The sequence below is a fragment of the Paraburkholderia sp. BR10882 genome, from assembly GCF_040948855.1.
GTDB classification, from domain to species: Bacteria; Pseudomonadota; Gammaproteobacteria; order Burkholderiales; family Burkholderiaceae; genus Paraburkholderia; species Paraburkholderia nodosa_A.
Window position 1 is genome coordinate 357,073 of the sequence record NZ_JBFPKP010000004.1, and the last position, 16,056, is coordinate 373,128.

At 63.8% G+C, this 16,056-nt stretch carries 15 protein-coding genes; 11 read left to right on the forward strand and 4 right to left on the reverse strand.

The window, feature by feature from the left end; all coding sequences use genetic code 11:
* Window positions 1–59 precede the first annotated feature (59 nt).
* Window positions 60–731: a TetR/AcrR family transcriptional regulator gene (locus AB3X99_RS13975; protein WP_368617242.1), complete on the reverse strand. Its 672-nt coding sequence runs from the start codon at window positions 729–731 to the stop codon at window positions 60–62.
* A 138-nt stretch (window positions 732–869) separates the two neighbouring features.
* Here AB3X99_RS13975 and AB3X99_RS13980 point away from each other — a divergent pair, with 138 nt between their 5' ends.
* Together AB3X99_RS13980 and AB3X99_RS13985 are read left to right on the forward strand one after the other, a co-directional pair.
* Complete coding sequence (locus tag AB3X99_RS13980) at window positions 870–2,162, forward strand: NAD(P)/FAD-dependent oxidoreductase (RefSeq protein WP_368617243.1); 1,293 nt, start codon at window positions 870–872, stop codon at window positions 2,160–2,162.
* Between the two features lie 302 nt (window positions 2,163–2,464).
* A complete protein-coding gene (locus AB3X99_RS13985) occupies window positions 2,465–3,733 on the forward strand; it encodes an acyl-CoA dehydrogenase family protein (protein WP_368617244.1) in 1,269 nt (422 codons plus the stop codon).
* A gap of 36 nt (window positions 3,734–3,769) precedes the next feature.
* On the opposite strand, the gene AB3X99_RS13990 is transcribed toward AB3X99_RS13985, so the two are convergent.
* On the reverse strand, window positions 3,770–4,876 hold the full coding sequence (locus tag AB3X99_RS13990) for a sigma-54-dependent Fis family transcriptional regulator (protein ID WP_069268640.1): 1,107 nt from the start codon (window positions 4,874–4,876) through the stop codon (window positions 3,770–3,772).
* The gene (locus AB3X99_RS13995) at window positions 4,873–6,099 is read right to left on the reverse strand and encodes an acyl-CoA dehydrogenase family protein (protein WP_368617245.1); all 1,227 of its coding nucleotides are present in this window, start codon (window positions 6,097–6,099) and stop codon (window positions 4,873–4,875) included. The genes AB3X99_RS13990 and AB3X99_RS13995 overlap by 4 nt, the downstream gene beginning before the upstream one ends.
* 436 nt (window positions 6,100–6,535) lie before the next feature.
* Between AB3X99_RS13995 and msuE the strand changes: the two genes are divergently transcribed.
* The 9 genes from msuE (at window position 6,536) to AB3X99_RS14040 (ending at window position 15,431) form a co-directional block, all read left to right on the forward strand.
* The gene (gene msuE / locus AB3X99_RS14000) at window positions 6,536–7,105 is read left to right on the forward strand and encodes an FMN reductase (protein WP_368605990.1); all 570 of its coding nucleotides are present in this window, start codon (window positions 6,536–6,538) and stop codon (window positions 7,103–7,105) included.
* 26 nt (window positions 7,106–7,131) lie between these two features.
* The gene (sfnG, locus tag AB3X99_RS14005; RefSeq protein WP_342947419.1) at window positions 7,132–8,235 is read left to right on the forward strand and encodes a dimethylsulfone monooxygenase SfnG; all 1,104 of its coding nucleotides are present in this window, start codon (window positions 7,132–7,134) and stop codon (window positions 8,233–8,235) included.
* 99 nt (window positions 8,236–8,334) lie between these two features.
* Window positions 8,335–9,114, forward strand: a complete 780-nt coding sequence (locus AB3X99_RS14010; RefSeq protein ID WP_069268637.1) for an ABC transporter ATP-binding protein — start codon at window positions 8,335–8,337, stop codon at window positions 9,112–9,114.
* Window positions 9,115–9,125: 11 nt separating this feature from the next.
* On the forward strand, window positions 9,126–10,007 hold the full coding sequence (locus AB3X99_RS14015) for a branched-chain amino acid ABC transporter permease (RefSeq protein ID WP_368617246.1): 882 nt from the start codon (window positions 9,126–9,128) through the stop codon (window positions 10,005–10,007).
* 10 nt (window positions 10,008–10,017) lie between these two features.
* Complete coding sequence (locus AB3X99_RS14020; protein WP_368617247.1) at window positions 10,018–11,052, forward strand: branched-chain amino acid ABC transporter permease; 1,035 nt, start codon at window positions 10,018–10,020, stop codon at window positions 11,050–11,052.
* Window positions 11,053–11,106: 54 nt separating this feature from the next.
* Window positions 11,107–12,471, forward strand: a complete 1,365-nt coding sequence (locus tag AB3X99_RS14025) for an ABC transporter substrate-binding protein (protein WP_368617248.1) — start codon at window positions 11,107–11,109, stop codon at window positions 12,469–12,471.
* A 1-nt stretch (window position 12,472) separates the two neighbouring features.
* Complete coding sequence (locus AB3X99_RS14030; protein ID WP_069268633.1) at window positions 12,473–13,273, forward strand: ABC transporter ATP-binding protein; 801 nt, start codon at window positions 12,473–12,475, stop codon at window positions 13,271–13,273.
* A 175-nt stretch (window positions 13,274–13,448) separates the two neighbouring features.
* Window positions 13,449–14,369, forward strand: coding sequence for an aldo/keto reductase family oxidoreductase (locus AB3X99_RS14035; protein ID WP_368617249.1), 921 nt, complete (start codon window positions 13,449–13,451; stop codon window positions 14,367–14,369).
* Between the two features lie 150 nt (window positions 14,370–14,519).
* The gene (locus tag AB3X99_RS14040; RefSeq protein ID WP_368617344.1) at window positions 14,520–15,431 is read left to right on the forward strand and encodes a LysR family transcriptional regulator; all 912 of its coding nucleotides are present in this window, start codon (window positions 14,520–14,522) and stop codon (window positions 15,429–15,431) included.
* A gap of 43 nt (window positions 15,432–15,474) precedes the next feature.
* On the opposite strand, the gene AB3X99_RS14045 is transcribed toward AB3X99_RS14040, so the two are convergent.
* Window positions 15,475–15,972, reverse strand: coding sequence for a GAF domain-containing protein (locus AB3X99_RS14045; RefSeq protein WP_069268631.1), 498 nt, complete (start codon window positions 15,970–15,972; stop codon window positions 15,475–15,477).
* Window positions 15,973–16,056 lie beyond the last annotated feature (84 nt).

Sequence of the window (16,056 nt, forward strand, 5' to 3'; positions counted from 1 at the left end):
AATATCTGAAGGATCGCTTTGCGGCAGATTTGTGAGAGGAGCGTCACGGGCGCAGCGGTTCAGCCGAGCATGGCTAAAGCCGTCGTCAGAACGGCGCGTTTGAATGCCTTGGGACGCCGCGGTAAGGAAGAGAACGGACTCAGTACATGGCTATAGGCGACAGTCTTGCTGATGCCATTGGCGAGCATCGTAAACAGGATGTCGGGATCTTGCCGCGAAATCTCACCTGCGTCGATCGCATCGATGAGCAACGGCACGAACACGTCATGAAACGGCCGCACCACCCGTTCGATCAGCTGGTTAAGGCGCTCTCCAGTTTCAGTAGCGGCAGTCGAAAAAAACATGCCAACGTCTGGCGTCAGAAACACCTGATCGATCAGGATCGACACGGCACCCTCGACGCGCGCTCGCGGTCCTGGACCTGTTATCTCCCGCAATGCGGCGGTCTTCGCGACCATGGGAGCCACTTCGTCGGCAATCTGGTCCACCACGGCAATCCAAAGCGCTTCCTTCGAGCCGTAGTGATGCGCGACCAGCGCGGCGTCGACACCCGATGCCCTGGCGATTTCCCGCACGCTAGTCGCCTCATAGCCGCTCCTCGCGAATGCCCCTCGGGCGCTGCGAAGCAATGCGTCGGCGCCGCCCGCGTCGCTGCACGCTGGACGGCCGCGCGACCGACGGGGCGTGGAAGTCGTCGTGGCGGACGGGGTTTGATCGTGAGCGTGTTTCATCGGCGACGAGCGGTCGTGTTCAAGGAAAGCTCAGAATTTTAGCGGGTGCCGCACCGCGAATAGCAGCGGCACCGGTTTGACATGAACCCTTCGAAATCTTAGTATCGAATTTATTCATCACTCGTAGAATATTTAATCATGCGCCAGACCACCCGGATCGTCATCGTCGGCGGCGGTATCGCTGGACTTCTGCTTGCGACCAGGCTGGGCAACACGCTTGGCCGCAGCGGCCGCGCTCAGGTCACGTTGATCGACAAAAGCGCAACCCACATCTGGAAGCCCATGCTGCACACGATCGCGGCGGGCACGCGCGATGTCCAGCAACAGCAGGTCATCTATCTCGCCCACGCTCGCGACCACGGCTTCAACTATCAGCCAGGCGAGATGGAAGGCCTGGACCGCAACGCGCGCATCATAAAGCTGGCTGCGCTGCGTTCGAAGTCGGGTGAAATTGTGATCGGCCCGCGCACCGTCGAATACGACGTACTGATTCTTGCGCTGGGCAGTCGCGCCAACGACTTCGGCACCCCAGGCGTCCTCGATCATTGTCATTTCATTGACAGCCAGGCTCAGGCTGAAATCTTCAACGAAGCATTGCGAATCCGCATATTCCAGAGTGTTGTGACGAATAGCGCGTTGCGCGTGTCGATCGTCGGCGCTGGAGCGACTGGCGTCGAACTGGCAGCAGAATTGAGCCGCTTGCTCGAAGTGGCGTCGAGTTACGGCGACCCCGGCATCCGCTCACGTCTGAACCTCACCCTTTATGAAAGCGCACCGCGGGTACTGGCGGCGTTTCCGCCGGCGGTGTCGGAGTCCAGTGAGGCACAGTTACGGCATATTGGTTTCAAGGTGCGAACGGGCACGCGAGTGATCGCCGCCGAACCCGATGGACTCCGGTTGGGCGATGGCAGCCACCAACCGGCGGATTTGATGGTGTGGGCGGCGGGCGTGAAGGCCCCTGATTTTCCAGGCAAACTGGATGGGATCGAGATCAATCGTTCCAATCAGATCGCCGTCAGGCCAACCCTGCAGGCGCAGGACGACGACACACTATTCGCGCTCGGCGATTGCTCGACGTTGACGCTCGCCGGCAATGAACGTCCTCTCGCACCCACGGCGCAAGTCGCCACGCAGCAGGCACAACATCTCGCCAGGCACTTGCCGGGCTGGCTCGGCGGCGGCTCGTTGCCCGACTTTGCATTTCACGACTTCGGCGCGCTGGTATCGCTGAGCGACTACAACGCCTTTGGGACGCTCGGGCAGTTCGGGTTCTTCCGTGGCGGGTTCATCAAGGGCCGATTCGCGCAGCTCAGTCATGCCATGCTCTACCGGCAACATCAGCAGGCTTTGCACGGTTTTGGCAAGGCCATGATGCTGTGGACCGCCGAGCAGATCAACGGCCTCGTGCAGCCGAAGATACGGCTGACCTGAACGCCACGCCACTCTCGACTGGATAAATGTGTGATGGCCGATTGCACGGCAGCGCACTGTCGCGAAACAGGCGGGCAGCGATGACGCCAGTGACCAGTCCGGGCATCACGAGATCGCTCAGGCATCGCTGCAAATCCAGCAGTGAATCAGCAGCATGCTGTTGCTGAACCAGCAACACGCATGCGGTTTTCCCGACCTGCGCACACCTGATCCCCGGCCAACGATTGGCATGGCTTCTGCTTTATCGGTAAGGAACGAGGCCCGAACACGGGCCACCCATCAAGCCGGTACCTGGAGCCCCTATGACCGCATTGAATCTCGCCAGCACGGTGGCACTTGCTCCCGTTCTTTCTCCCGGTACGGATTACGAGCGTCTCGCTTCACGTTTTCGACCCGTTTTCGCCCGCATCGCAGAGGGCGTGCTCGAGCGTGAGCGCGATCGCAGCCTGCCCTATGAGCAGATCGAATGGCTCAAGGCCGCCGGATTCGGCGCCGTTCGCGTGCCGGTCGAGCACGGCGGTGCGGGGGCTTCGCTGCCTCAATTGATTCAGTTGCTGATCGAACTGGCCGAGGCGGATTCGAATTTGCCGCAGGCACTGCGCGGCCACTTCGCGTTCGTCGAGGACCGGCTCAACGCGGAGCCAGGCCCGGCGCGCGACGTCTGGTTCAGGCGATTTGTCGACGGCGAACTGGTGGGAAACGCCTGGACCGAAGTCGGCAGCGTGGCGATCGGCGACGTGATCACGCGCGTGTCACGTGATGGTGCACGCTGGGTGGTGAACGGAGAGAAGTACTACAGCACGGGCAGCATCTTCGCTGACTGGATTGACGTGTTTGCGCGCCGCGACGACACGGGCGAAGACGTGATCGCGGCCGTGCGCGCGAGGCAGCCCGGCGTGACACATCACGACGACTGGGATGGCTTTGGCCAGCGCACGACGGGCAGCGGCACGACCATGTTTGTCGCCGCGGAGGTGGACGAGATCGACATCATCGATTTTTCGACGCGCTTCAAATACCAGACCGCGTTCTACCAGCTGGTGCTGCTCGCCGTGCTCGCGGGCACGGGCCGCGCCGCGCTGCGCGACATCTCGCAGGAGGTGCGTTCGCGCCGGCGCATCTTTAGTCATGGCAATGCGCCTTCGTTCGCGCAAGATCCGCAGGTCCAGCAGGTCGTGGGCCAGGTCTCGTCGCTCGTGTTCGCCGCCGAGGCAACAGCCGTGCGCGCGGCGCAGGCTTCGCAACGCGCGTATGAGGCGCGTTTCGGGGGCGATGAGCAGGCCGAGCACGAGGCGAACGTCGATGCCGAACTGGATTCCGCACGCGGCCAGAGCGCGATTGCCGATCTCGTGCTGCGCGCGACCACGCTGCTGTTCAACGCGCTCGGCGCATCGGGCACGAGCGAGCAGAAGCGGCTCGACCGCCACTGGCGCAACGCCCGCACGGCGGCCTCGCACAATCCGATCGTCTTCAAGGAGCGCATTGTGGGAGATCGCGAAATCAACGGCACCGAGCCGCCGTACGTTTGGGCGATCGGCGCCGGTCCCGCGAAGGGGCAGAAGGCGGCCTGAGTACGAACGTGCGGTGCCGTCTCGCGGACGGCGCCGCTATTTGATGGCCGCGATTTCCTTCGTCCTGATCAGCCGCGCGCGCAGCACGTTGCGGCTGATGCCGAGAAGTTTCGCCGCCTGAATCTGGTTGCGGTGGCTGTACTCGAACGCCGTGCGCATGACCATGTCCTCGATCTGCTCGAAAAGATTCTCGTGCTCGCCGTTGAACAGTTCGAGCAACGCCGATTCGAGTGCGTAGTGCGGGCCGCTCGGCGCACTCACGCTCGCACCAGCCGGGGCCGTGATGCCCGACGAGAACAGGTGCAGGTCACCGTCCTGCAGGGTGTCGTGGCGGCTCACGAGCAGGGCGTGATGAATCACGTTCTCAAGCTCGCGAATGTTGCCCGGCCAGCTGTACGCGAGCAGCTTCTGTTCGGCGCGCGGCGAGATCGTGCCTGGCCCGTAACCGAGCCGGCCGCGGTAGTCCTCGATGAAGTAGCGGGCGAGCGGAAGGATGTCGCCGGTGCGCTCGCGCAGCGTCGGAATGGCGAGCTGTACGACGTTGAGTCGGTAGAACAGGTCGCTGCGGAAATGCCCGGCCGCCACCGCGTGCTGCAGGTGGACATTCGTCGCCGCCACCACGCGCACGTCGATCGGAATACCGCGCCGGGAACCAAGCCGCACGACCTCGCGCTCCTGCAGCACACGCAGCAGCTTGACCTGCATCGACAGCGGCAGGTCGCCGATCTCGTCGAGGAAGAGCGTGCCGCCGTTGGCCGCCTCGAACCAGCCCGGCTTGGCGTTGAACGCGCCGGTGAAGGCGCCTTTCTCGTGCCCGAACAGCTCGCTTTCGACCAGCGTTTCAGAAAACGCGCCGCAGTTGACCGCGACAAACGGCTTGTCGCGCCGCCCGCTCAGGCTGTGGACGTGGCGCGCGATCAGTTCCTTGCCCGTGCCGGTCTCGCCGATGATCAGGATATTTGCGTCGCTGGGCGCGACCAGCTGGATCCGCTCAAGCAGTTCGATCGAGCGGGGATCGACGAAGACCTGCGCGCGTGCACGGATCGAGGTGGTCAGCGAATGCCTGTGCGGCAGCGTGAGGACAGAAACATCGCCGTTGGCTTCGGCATCATCGGGCCATGCGTGGGAGAGCGGTTGGTTCATGAGTAGAAGCTCGGCGTAGGATAGGTTCGGTTGAGCGCCCATTCGCCGATCTCGCGGATCTTGTAGGCGAGCGGATCGTGTAGCGTATGGGTGCGCAGGTTGCGCCAGTGGCGGTCGAGCCGAAGCTCTCCATGAGTCGCGCGGGCGCCGGCGACATCGAACATGCGCGTACAGATGTCGAGGCCTGTTTGTGCGGCGGCGACCTTCGCGCTGGCAATGGCCAGCGCCACCTCGCCGCGTTCGGTCGCCGTGAGGCCGGTGTCGCGCGACCATGCCTTGTCCAGTCCTGCAGCGGCCCGGTCCGCGAGCGCGCGGGCGGATTCCAGTCCGAGCCAGAACTCGCCGTACTGGCTCAGGATGTACGGGTCCTCGCCGGTGCTCGCGACCTTCGCGGCGGGCCAGGGCCGTGCTTCGTTCAGGGTGTAGTGACGGGCGTCCTCGAACGCGGCCTCGGCAATGCCGAGATAGATGTTCGTCAGGATCAGTTGCGCAATGAGTGGCCTCAGACATGCAAACGGCGACGAGAGCGGTCCTGGGTCCGAAAGGATCTCGTGATGCTCGACACGGACCCGTTCGAACGTCACCGAACCGCTGTCGGTCTGGCGTTGGCCGAAATTATTCCAGTCGTCTGCAATCGCGATGCCGCTTCGCTGGGTTGGCACGGCGGCTACAAGAAACGCACGCGTTTCGGCGTGGCGCGCGGAGACGATCAGCATTTCCGAGTCGAGCGCGCCCGAGCAGAAGCTCTTTTGCCCGCTGAATTCGAGCCACGCTCCGCGCGGATGCGCAAGTGTGCGTTCGTCGAGCGGATTGAGCGCGTTGCCCCAGAACCACCGGTGCCGCGAGGTCTGTTCGAACAGCGCCTGCCATTGCTCCCGCGAGCCGAACAGGCGGGCCGTGGCCAGCATCAGGTGATGGAATCCGAACACGTGCGCGAGTGAACTGTCGGCGCACGCGAGCACGCGCACGACGTCGAGAGTCGTGCGCCAGTCCGCACCGAGGCCGCCATGTACCGCAGGGATGCTCAGTGCGAGCAGGCCGCTCGCACGCAGCGCGTCGCGTTCCGCCTTCGGTGTGCCGCCGCGCGCGTCGCGCTCAGCTGCGGTCCGCGCGAAGCGTTCAGCAAGACGCCGGGCGACGCTCAATGGCGATTCGACCTGCGGGATGGGCCGGAGGTCCTCCGGCGCGTCGGCCAGCGGCAACGATAGGGAAGTGGATGCCATTGCAGTGTGATCGGGTGAAGCAGCACTGCACGCGCATGCGTGCTGCAGGATCAGCACAGTGTTCAAGGTTTTGGCACTCGAGAGAAGCAAGGATTTCTCATAACCTAATCAGGCTGCTGCGCTAGCAGCATCGAGACGCGAACCCATGCGTCTTAAGTACTTCCATTCATGTGACGAACCAGTGCTGCTGCGTGGGAAGCAACGAAGAAGCAGCGCTGTTGCCGGTGCGTCATCACATGTCGGCATATCGATCCGAGTGCTGCCGGGATGTGCTTATCAGGTGCATTTCCCCTTCTGGTAAGCCGCTCGATGACGAAAACTGCTGCTATGTCAGCCGTTCAGCTGTAAGTGGCCAGTTCGCGCGATTTGGCACAGTCCTTGCCTTTAGCTCATGACGGGACCGATCAGGCACGTCCCGCTTCACGAAGGAATCCTCATGAGCAAGAAACACAAGATCGTGGCCGTGTCGGGCAGCTTGCAGCGGCCGTCGCGCACGCTGGCGCTGGTGCAGTCGCTGCTGTCCGCGCTGGAAGCCGCGCTGCCTGTCGAAATCCGCGTGATCGATCTCGGCGAGATCGCCGGACGGCTCTCCGGTGCGCTCACGCGTGCGCAGGTGCCGGCGGATATCGAAGAACACATCCGGGCGATCGAGACAGCCGACCTCGTGATTGCGGCAAGTCCGGTGTATCGCGCCTCCTATACCGGCCTCTTCAAGCATCTGTTCGATCTCGTGCACCACGAGGCGCTGATCGATGTTCCGGTGCTGCTGGCCGCCACGGGCGGCAGCGAGCGTCATGCGCTCGTGATCGATCACCAGTTGCGGCCGCTCTTCAGCTTCTTCCAGGCGCACACGCTGCCGATCGGCGTCTACGCCTCCGAAAGCGATTTCGATCGCTACGAGGTCGCAAGCGACGCGTTGCGCGCTCGTATCGCACTCGCTGTCGAGCGTGCGGCACCGTACGTCGGTGCGCGTGCGGAAAACGTCACTGCGGCGCTCGCCGTCTGAATCCAAAGTCATTCAAGGAATCTTCAATGAGCCAGACTTCCCAAACCAGAGATGCCGTCAAGTTCGCCTACTGGGTGCCCAACGTGAGCGGCGGCCTTGTCGTCAGCACGATCGAGCAGCGCACCGACTGGAGCCTCGAGTACAACCAGCGTCTCGCGCAGACCGCCGAGCGTGCGGGCTTTGAATATGCTCTGAGCCAGATTCGCTTCACGGCCGGCTACGGCGCGGAGTATCAGCACGAGTCGGTCTCGTTTAGCCAGGCGCTGCTGCAGTCGACCACCAAGCTCAAGGTGCTCGCAGCGATCCTGCCTGGTCCGTGGCATCCGGCAGTGGTCGCCAAGCAGATCGCCACCATCGACCACATCTCGAACGGCCGCATCGCGATCAACGTCGTGAGCGGCTGGTTCAAGGGCGAGTTCACCGCGATCGGTGAACCGTGGCTCGAGCACGACGAGCGTTACCGCCGCTCGAACGAGTTCATCCGCGCGCTCAAGGGCATCTGGACCGAGGACAACTTCACGTTCAAGGGCGACTTCTACCGCTTCAACAACTACACGTTGAGTCCGAAGCCGGTGCAGAAGCCCCATCCCGAGATTTTCCAGGGCGGCAGCTCGCGCGCGGCGCGCGACAACGCGGCGAGCGTATCGGACTGGTATTTCACGAACGGCAACACGCCCGAGAATCTCAAGGCCCAGATCGACGATATCCGTGCGAAGGCGGCGCAGAACAATCACCAGGTGCGTATCGGCGTCAATGCCTTCGTGATCGCGCGCGATACCGAAGAGGAAGCGAAGGCCGTGCTCGACGACATCATCAGGCATGCGCACGTCGAGGCGGTGCACGCGTTCGGCGATGCGGTCAAGGAGGCTGGCAAGGCGTCGCCGGAAGGCGAGGGCAACTGGGCCAAGTCGACCTTCGAGGATCTCGTTCAGTACAACGACGGCTTCCGCACGAACCTGATCGGCACGCCGCAGCAGATCGCCGAACGTATCGTCGAACTGAAGTCGATCGGGGTCGACCTGGTGCTGACCGGCTTCCTGCATTTCATCGAGGAAGTCGAGTATTTCGGCCAGAAGGTGCTGCCGCTCGTGCGCGAGCTCGAGGCGCAGCGCGAAAAGCAGGCCGCCTGACGCAAGCGGCGGCGGGGCGGGGCCGGGCGCGCGAGCAGACCCGCCCGCACGAAACAGAAGAACACAACTGGGAAACGGCACCCCAAGGGGTGAATCAGCATGACGCAAGCCTCGACGGCCCTGCTCGCGCTCGACGGCATTTCCGTGTCGTTCGGGGGCGTCAAGGCCATTACCGATATCAGTTTCGAAGTCGCTGCAGGCGAGATCTGTGCGTTGATCGGCCCGAACGGCGCGGGCAAGAGTTCGCTGCTGAACGTGATCAACGGCGTCTATCGTCCGCAGCACGGCACGCTGCGCTTCGACGGCCATGCTTACCGGCGCATGGACGCGCACGACGCCGCGCATCGCGGCATCGCACGCACGTTCCAGAACCTCGCGCTGTTCCGGCGCATGAGCGTGTTCGACAACGTGCTGGCCGGGCGCAACCTGCATCGCCGTAGTACATGGCTCGAGCAGACACTGCACGTTGGCCGTGCCGCACGGGATGAAGCCTTGCAGCGCGAGCGCGCTGAGCGCGTGATCGAAGCACTGGATCTGCAGCCGTGGCGCGACAGCGTGGTGGGCACCCTGTCCTACGGGTTACAGAAGCGGGTCGAGCTGGCGCGTGCGCTCGCTGCCGAACCACGCCTGCTGCTGCTCGACGAGCCCATGGCCGGCATGAATACCGAGGAGAAGCACGCGATGGCCGGGTACGTGCTCGATGCCAACGAGCATCTGGGCGTCACGGTCGTGCTGATCGAGCACGACATCGGCGTGGTGATGGGCTTGTCCGATCACGTGGTCGTGCTCGACTACGGAAAAAAGATTGCCGACGGCAGGCCCAACGAAGTCCGCACGAACCCGGATGTGCTGGCGGCCTATCTCGGCACACGTCATTGAGAGGGTGCGCAATGCAATTCTTTTTCGAGGTGCTGGTAGGCGGACTGCTCGCCGGCGTGATGTATTCGCTGGTCGCGATCGGCTTCGTGCTGATCTACAAGGCGTCGGGCATCTTCAACTTCGCGCAGGGCTCGCTCGTGCTGTTCGGTGCGCTGACTTACGTGAGCCTCGTCGAGCGCGGCTGGAACCCGTGGCTGTCGTTCGGGGCGACGCTCGCCGCGCTCGTACTGATCGCGATCGCAACCGGCCGCTTCGTGCTGCGCCCGCTCGTCAACCGCGCGCCGATCGTGCTGTTCATGGCCACCCTCGGTCTGAGCCTGATTCTCGAAGGCGCGGCGCAGCTGTTCTGGGGCGCGCAGGTGCACGGGCTCGATCTCGGCATCGACGACAGGCCGCTGCATCTGGCCGGCGTAATGGTGAGCCGCTTCGACCTGTTCGCGGCCGCCACGGCGGGCGTGCTGGTGCTTGCGCTGTCGCAGCTCGCGAAGCGCTCGCGTTTTGGCCTGTCGCTGCGGGCCGTGGCCGACGATCCGCTCGCCGCCTTCGCGGTCGGCGTGCGGCTGCCGCGCGTCTGGGCCATCGTCTGGGCACTGGCTGGCTTCGTCAGCCTCGTTGCGGGTCTGCTCTGGGGCGCGCGGCTCGGCGTGCAGTTCTCGCTCTCGCTCGTCGTGCTCAAGGCTCTGCCGGTGCTGATCATCGGCGGCTTCTCGTCGATCGGCGGCGCGATCGTCGGCGGGCTGCTGGTCGGCGCAACGGAGAAGCTGGCCGAGGTTTATGTCGGGAGCGTGATCGGCGACGGCATCGAGAACTGGTTCCCCTATCTGCTTGCAATGCTGTTCCTGCTCGCGCGCCCGTCCGGCCTGTTCGGCGAGGCGGCCGTCGAGCGCGTTTAAGGAAACCTTGATGGAATTGACCCGTCCCCTCGCCGAACCGCGCCGGCTGAACCTGCGCCGGCTGGCGGTGCCGCTTGCGGGCGCGCTCGTCGCGTTTGCCGGCGTGCCGCTCGCGGCGAACGACTACTGGCTGAACGCGATCCTCGTGCCGTTTCTGATCCTGTCCGTGGCCGGACTCGGACTGAACTTCCTGACCGGCTATGCGGGGCAGTTGTCGCTCGGTTCGGCCGCATTCATGTCGATCGGCGCCTATGCGACCTACAACCTGCTCGTACGTGTGCCTGCGCTGCCGCTGCCGGTCGACCTGCTGCTCGGCGGCCTGGTCAGCGCCGCGGCCGGCGTGCTGTTCGGACTGCCGAGCCTGCGTATCAAGGGCTTCTACCTGATCGTCTCGACGCTGGCCGCCCAGTTCTTCGTGGTCTGGCTGTTCACGCGCGTGGGGTGGTTCTCGAACTACGACACGTCCGGCGTGTTGAGCGCGCCGCAGCTCGCGATCGGTCACAGGCGCATCGACACGCCGGTGTCGCGCTACCTGTTCGTGCTCGGCGTCGCGACCTTGCTGTTCGCATTCGGCGCGAGCCTCGTGCGCAGCGAACTTGGCCGGCGCTGGATGGCTGTACGCGACATGGAAGCCGCCGCGCGTGTGATCGGCATCCCGGTGGGGCGCAGCAAGCTGCTGGCCTTCGCGCTGAGTTCCTTCGTGCTCGGCATCGCCGGCGCGCTGTGGGCCTTCGCGTATCTCGGCACGATCGAGCCGGACGGCTTCAACCTGAATCTTTCGTTCCAGGTGCTGTTCATCATCATCATTGGCGGCATGAGCAGCATCTCGGGCAACTTTCTTGGCGCCGCCTTCATCGTTTTACTGCCGATCCTGCTTTCGAACGCGGCTGGCGCGCTGGCCCACGCGGGCATCGGCGCAGACCAGGTGCAGAACCTGCAGAAGATCGTCTTCGGTACGCTGATCATCGTCTTTCTGATCAAGGAACCGGAAGGCCTCGCGAGACTCGTGCAGATCGTCCGTCAACGTCGGCCGAAGCAATCCTGAGCCGTTAATCTCCCCGCCTTATTGTTTCTTTTATCGTTCAAGGAATATTTTGTTATGCGAAATAATGATATTCGTCCCTCTCGCGCCAAGTGGCGACAGTGGTCCTCGGCTTTCGTGGCCGCGCTTGCGCTCACCGTTGGCGCGTTGCCTCAGGTGCATGCGGCGGGTGAGGAGTATTTTCCGCTGCAAAGCTACCGGGTCGGCCCCTACGCAGCCGGTGGCAGCGGCTTCTTCGGCGGCTTCATCGACTATCTCCAGCTGATCAACGCGCGTGACGGAGGCGTGAACGGCGTCAAGCTCGTATGGAAGGAGTGCGAGACCGAGTACGTGGTGGAGAAGGGCGTCGAATGCTATGAGCGCCTGAAGAGCGGCGGCCCCGACGGCGCGCCGACCGCGGCTACGAACCCGTTGTCGGTCGGTATCGCTTACGCGACGCTCGACCGTTCGACGGCCGACAAGATCCCGCTCATCACGATCAACCACGGCCGCACCGATTCGACTGACGGCGCAGTGTTTCCCTATGTGTTCCCGCTGCAGCTGAATCCGTACAGCGAGGTCTCCGCGATCGTCAACTACATCGGGCAGCGCTCGGGCGGTCTCGCCGCGCTCAAGGGCAAGAAGATTGTCGTGCTATATCACGGTTCGCCGTACGGCCGCGAAACGATTCCTGTGGTCGATCTGCTCGCGAAGAAATATGGCTTCGACGTGACCCAGATCGAAGTGCCGCATCCTGGCAACGAACAGGGTTCGCAGTGGCTGAAGATTCACCAGATCAATCCCGACTGGGTAATCCTGCGCGGCTGGGGTGTGATGAATCCAGTAGCGATCAAGACCGCGCAGAAGGTCGGCTATCCGGTCGATCACATCATCGGCAACATCTGGAGCAACTCCGAGGAAGACGTCCGGCCCGCAGGTGATGCGGCAAAGGGCTTCATCTCGATCACGACGCACCCCTCGGGCACGGACTACCCGGTGCTGCAGGCGATCAATCAGTACGTGGTGAAGCCCGGCAACGGCAACCTCAAGGACCCGACGCGCTTTGGCACCGTCTACTACAACCTGGGCGTGGTGAACGGTATTCTCAACGTCGAGGCGGTGCGCGTTGCGCAGCGCAAGTTCGGCAACAAGCCGCTCACGGGCGAGCAGGTGCGCTGGGGCTTCGAGCATCTGGATCTGGACGATGCGCGCCTCAAGCAACTCGGCGCACTCGGCCTCGTGCAGCCGCTCAAATTGACCTGCGCGGACCACGAAGGCGGCGGTGCCGTGCGCTTCCAGCAATGGGACGGCCGGAAATGGAACGTGATCAGCAACTGGGTGCAGGCGGACCGCGAGCTGCTACGTCCGATCATCGAGAAGTCTGCGCTGTCGTACGCGAAGGAAAAGGGCATTACGCCACGCGATTGCAGCAAGGACCTCTAACATGACGAGCACTCCGATCCTGCAGGTCGACGAGATCGCCGTGACCTATAGCCAGATCATCCCCGCCTTGCGCGGGGTGTCGCTGGCGGTGCCCGAGGGCGAGATCGTCGCGCTGCTCGGCGGCAACGGCGCGGGCAAGACGACCACGCTCAGGGCGATCTCGAACCTCGTACGCGCGGAGCGCGGCGAACTGACGGGCGGTCGCATCGTCTATCGCGGCGACGATGTCGCGCGCGTCGAGCCGTGGACACTGGTCGAGCGCGGACTTGTCCAGGTGCTTGAAGGGCGGCGCTGCTTTGCGCACCTGTCAGTCGAGGAAAACCTGCGGATCGGATCGTTCGCCAGGCGGCCGCGACGGGCTGAGATCGAGGCCCATCTCGAGCGGATCTACGGGATCTTTCCGCGTCTGAAGGTCAAGCGCCAGTCGCTGGCGGGATTGACGTCGGGTGGCGAGCAGCAGATGGTGGCGATCGGCCGTGCGCTGATGGCGCGTCCTTCGCTCGTGCTGCTCGACGAGCCTTCAATGGGGCTCGCGCCTATGGTCGTGGAGGAAATCTTCGAGATTGTCGCGGCGCTCAACCGCGACGAGGGGGTCAGTTTTCTGCTCGCGGAGCAGAACGCGACGATGGCGCTGCGTTATGCAAAGCATGGCTATGTACTCGAAGGCGGTCGCGTGGTTGCACACGGATCGGCAGCCGAGCTCGCGCGCCTCGACGTGCTGCACGACGCATACCTTGGCGGCGCAGCCGTCGATTACATTGCGCGCCGCTCCGGGCGCGCGAGACAGGCTTTGACTGGCTGATATGTGCCCAAGCGATGGTGTGGAAACGTAGAAGTACCCGGCTCGGGTGTCGTTCAATTCCCATAGCCCGTCATCTTATTGTGCAAAATTTCGAACACCCCGTGCGAACCTGAGGGAATTATCGAACAGCGCGGCAGCGCCCATACTGGCGCCATCCGTTCACGAGGAGCACGACATGCCGCAGCCGTCCAACCATTCCCCCGCCCAGACCAAACAACGCGCACAACCCGCGCGCACGTTCCCATTCGCCGGCCACACCGTCAACCGTGTGGGCTATGGGGCCATGCAGCTTGCCGGCCCCGGCGTATTCGGCCCGCCGAAGGACCGCGCGGCTGCCGTGGCTGTGCTGCGCGAGGCGCTCGCACTCGGCGTAAACCATCTCGACACGAGCGACTTCTATGGCCCGCACGTGACGAACCAGATCATCCGCGAGGCGCTCCATCCCTATGCCGACGATCTCACGATCGTCACCAAGGTGGGCGCGGTGCGCGACGGCACGGGCGCCTGGCTGCCCGCGCTGGAGCCCTCCGACATCGAGCGCGCCGTGCACGACAATCTGCGCAATCTGGGACTCGACACGCTCGACGTTGTCAATCTGCGCATCATGGGCGACGTCCACAAGCCCGCCGAAGGCTCCGTCGAACGGGAAATGGAAGCGCTCGCCGCACTGCGCGAGCGCGGGCTCGTGCGCCACATCGGCATCTCCAACGCGACAGCGAAGCAGATCGACGATGCAGAAAAGATCGCACCGATAGTCTGTGTCCAGAACCACTACAACCTGGTGCACCGCGACGACGATGGGTTGATCGATGCGCTGGCGGCACGCGGTATCGCCTATGTGCCGTTCTTCCCGCTGGGCGGTTTCACGCCGATTCAGTCCTCAGCGCTGTCAGACATCGCAAGAATGCTCGAGGCCACGCCGATGGCCGTTGCGCTAGCGTGGCTTCTGCACCGGTCGCCAAATATTCTTTTGATTCCGGGGACATCGTCGCTGGCGCATCTACGCGAGAACATGACAGCGCAGACGCTTGAGCTCTCCGGTGAGGTGCTGGCGCAACTGGACGCGATTGGTAAAGGGCAGAAAACAATCGCATGAATCGATCGCCGCAGGCGCACAGGAGAATGTCTACGGCGTGGCCTGTAGCCGGGAACGTTGTATGTATGGGCGCGTTCGAATTGTCCGATAATCCCATCTGATCAGAATAGGCTGTGCGGGAAATCGAACAGTGCGGGGTGAACCATGCCGATGGAAATGAACGATCTGGCCGCTTTCGTTTCGGTGGCGCGTGCGGGCGGCTTTCGCGACGCGGCGCGCGTGGGCGGCGTTTCGGCGTCGAGCCTGAGTGCCGCGGTGCGCAGGCTGGAGGCGAAGCTCGGGCTGCGCCTGTTGAACCGCACCACGCGCAGCGTCGCGCCGACCGAGGCGGGGCAGCGTCTGCTCGAATCGATCACGCCGCTTTTCAGCGAGATGGAAGCGGCGCTCGACGTGCTCAACGGCTACCGCGAAAAGCCGGCGGGCACGCTCAAGCTCAACGTGCCCGCGAGCGCGGCGCGCACCATCCTGCCGGGCGTGCTCGCGCCGTTCCAACGCGCCTATCCCGAGATCCGCGTCGAGGTGGTGGTGGAGGACGGCTTCGTCGACGTGCTGCAGATCGGTTGCGACGCCGGTATTCGCTACGACGAGCGGCTTGAGCAGGACATGATCGCGATTCCCATCGGTCCGCGCGTAGAGCGCTTCGCGGCGGTCGCATCTCCCGCGTATCTCGCGGCGCGGGGGCGGCCTGAACATCCACGTGAACTGCTCGACCACGCTTGCCTGCGCGTGCAGTTTGCGGGCGGCGCGATGCCGCTCTGGCATTTCGAGCGGGACGGCGAAGTGCTGCGCCTCGACCCGCCCACGGTGCTCGTCGTGCGTCCTGGCGCCGCGCTCGACCTGCTGATCAACATGGCGCTCGACGGCGTCGGCATCGTGTATCTGTTCGAAGACATGTTGCTGCCGCATATCCGCAGCGGCGCGCTCGTGCGCCTGCTCGACGACTGGCATGTGTCGTTTCCGGGACCGTTTCTCTACTACCCTGGGCGGCGGCACCTGCCGGCGCCGCTGCGCGCATTCGTCGACTTCGTCAAGGAGAATGCGTCAGACGATTCGGCATCCTGAGTACGCGTCGAGCGCCTAGTATAAGGGCGCGTAACAACAGCGCTCAGCGACGCTTCATGCCGTATTCGATGAACGTGCGGCACAGCAACTCCATGCCTTTCGCGTCCTCTTCGTCGAAGCGCGCGAGATGCGGACTGTCCACGTCCCATACGCCGATCAGCTCGCCGTCCGGCGTGACGAGGGGCACGACGATTTCCGACTGCGAAGCCGAATCGCACGCAATGTGGCCCGCGAACGCGTGCACATCGGGCACCACTTGCGTTTGCCGCGTGGCCGCCGCCGTGCCGCATACGCCCTTGCCCAGGGGAATGCGCACGCACGCCGGTTTGCCCTGGAACGGACCGACCACGAGCTCGGTGCCGTCGAACGAGTAAAAGCCCGCCCAGTTCAGGCCCTCGAGCGAATGAAACACGAGCGAAGCGAAGTTCGCGGCGTTCGCGATGACGTCGGTTTCGCCTTCGATCAGCGAGCGCGCCTGCGCAGCCAGCGATTCGTAGAGGGCGGGTTTGTCGGAGGGAAGGGTGTCGGAAAGCGAGAACATAAGTCGGTCGATCTGGATATGCGCCGTTCCAGCGAAAGGCGCGGTGGAGCCAAACGAGATTCTAGGCGAGATCGGCTATCGGCA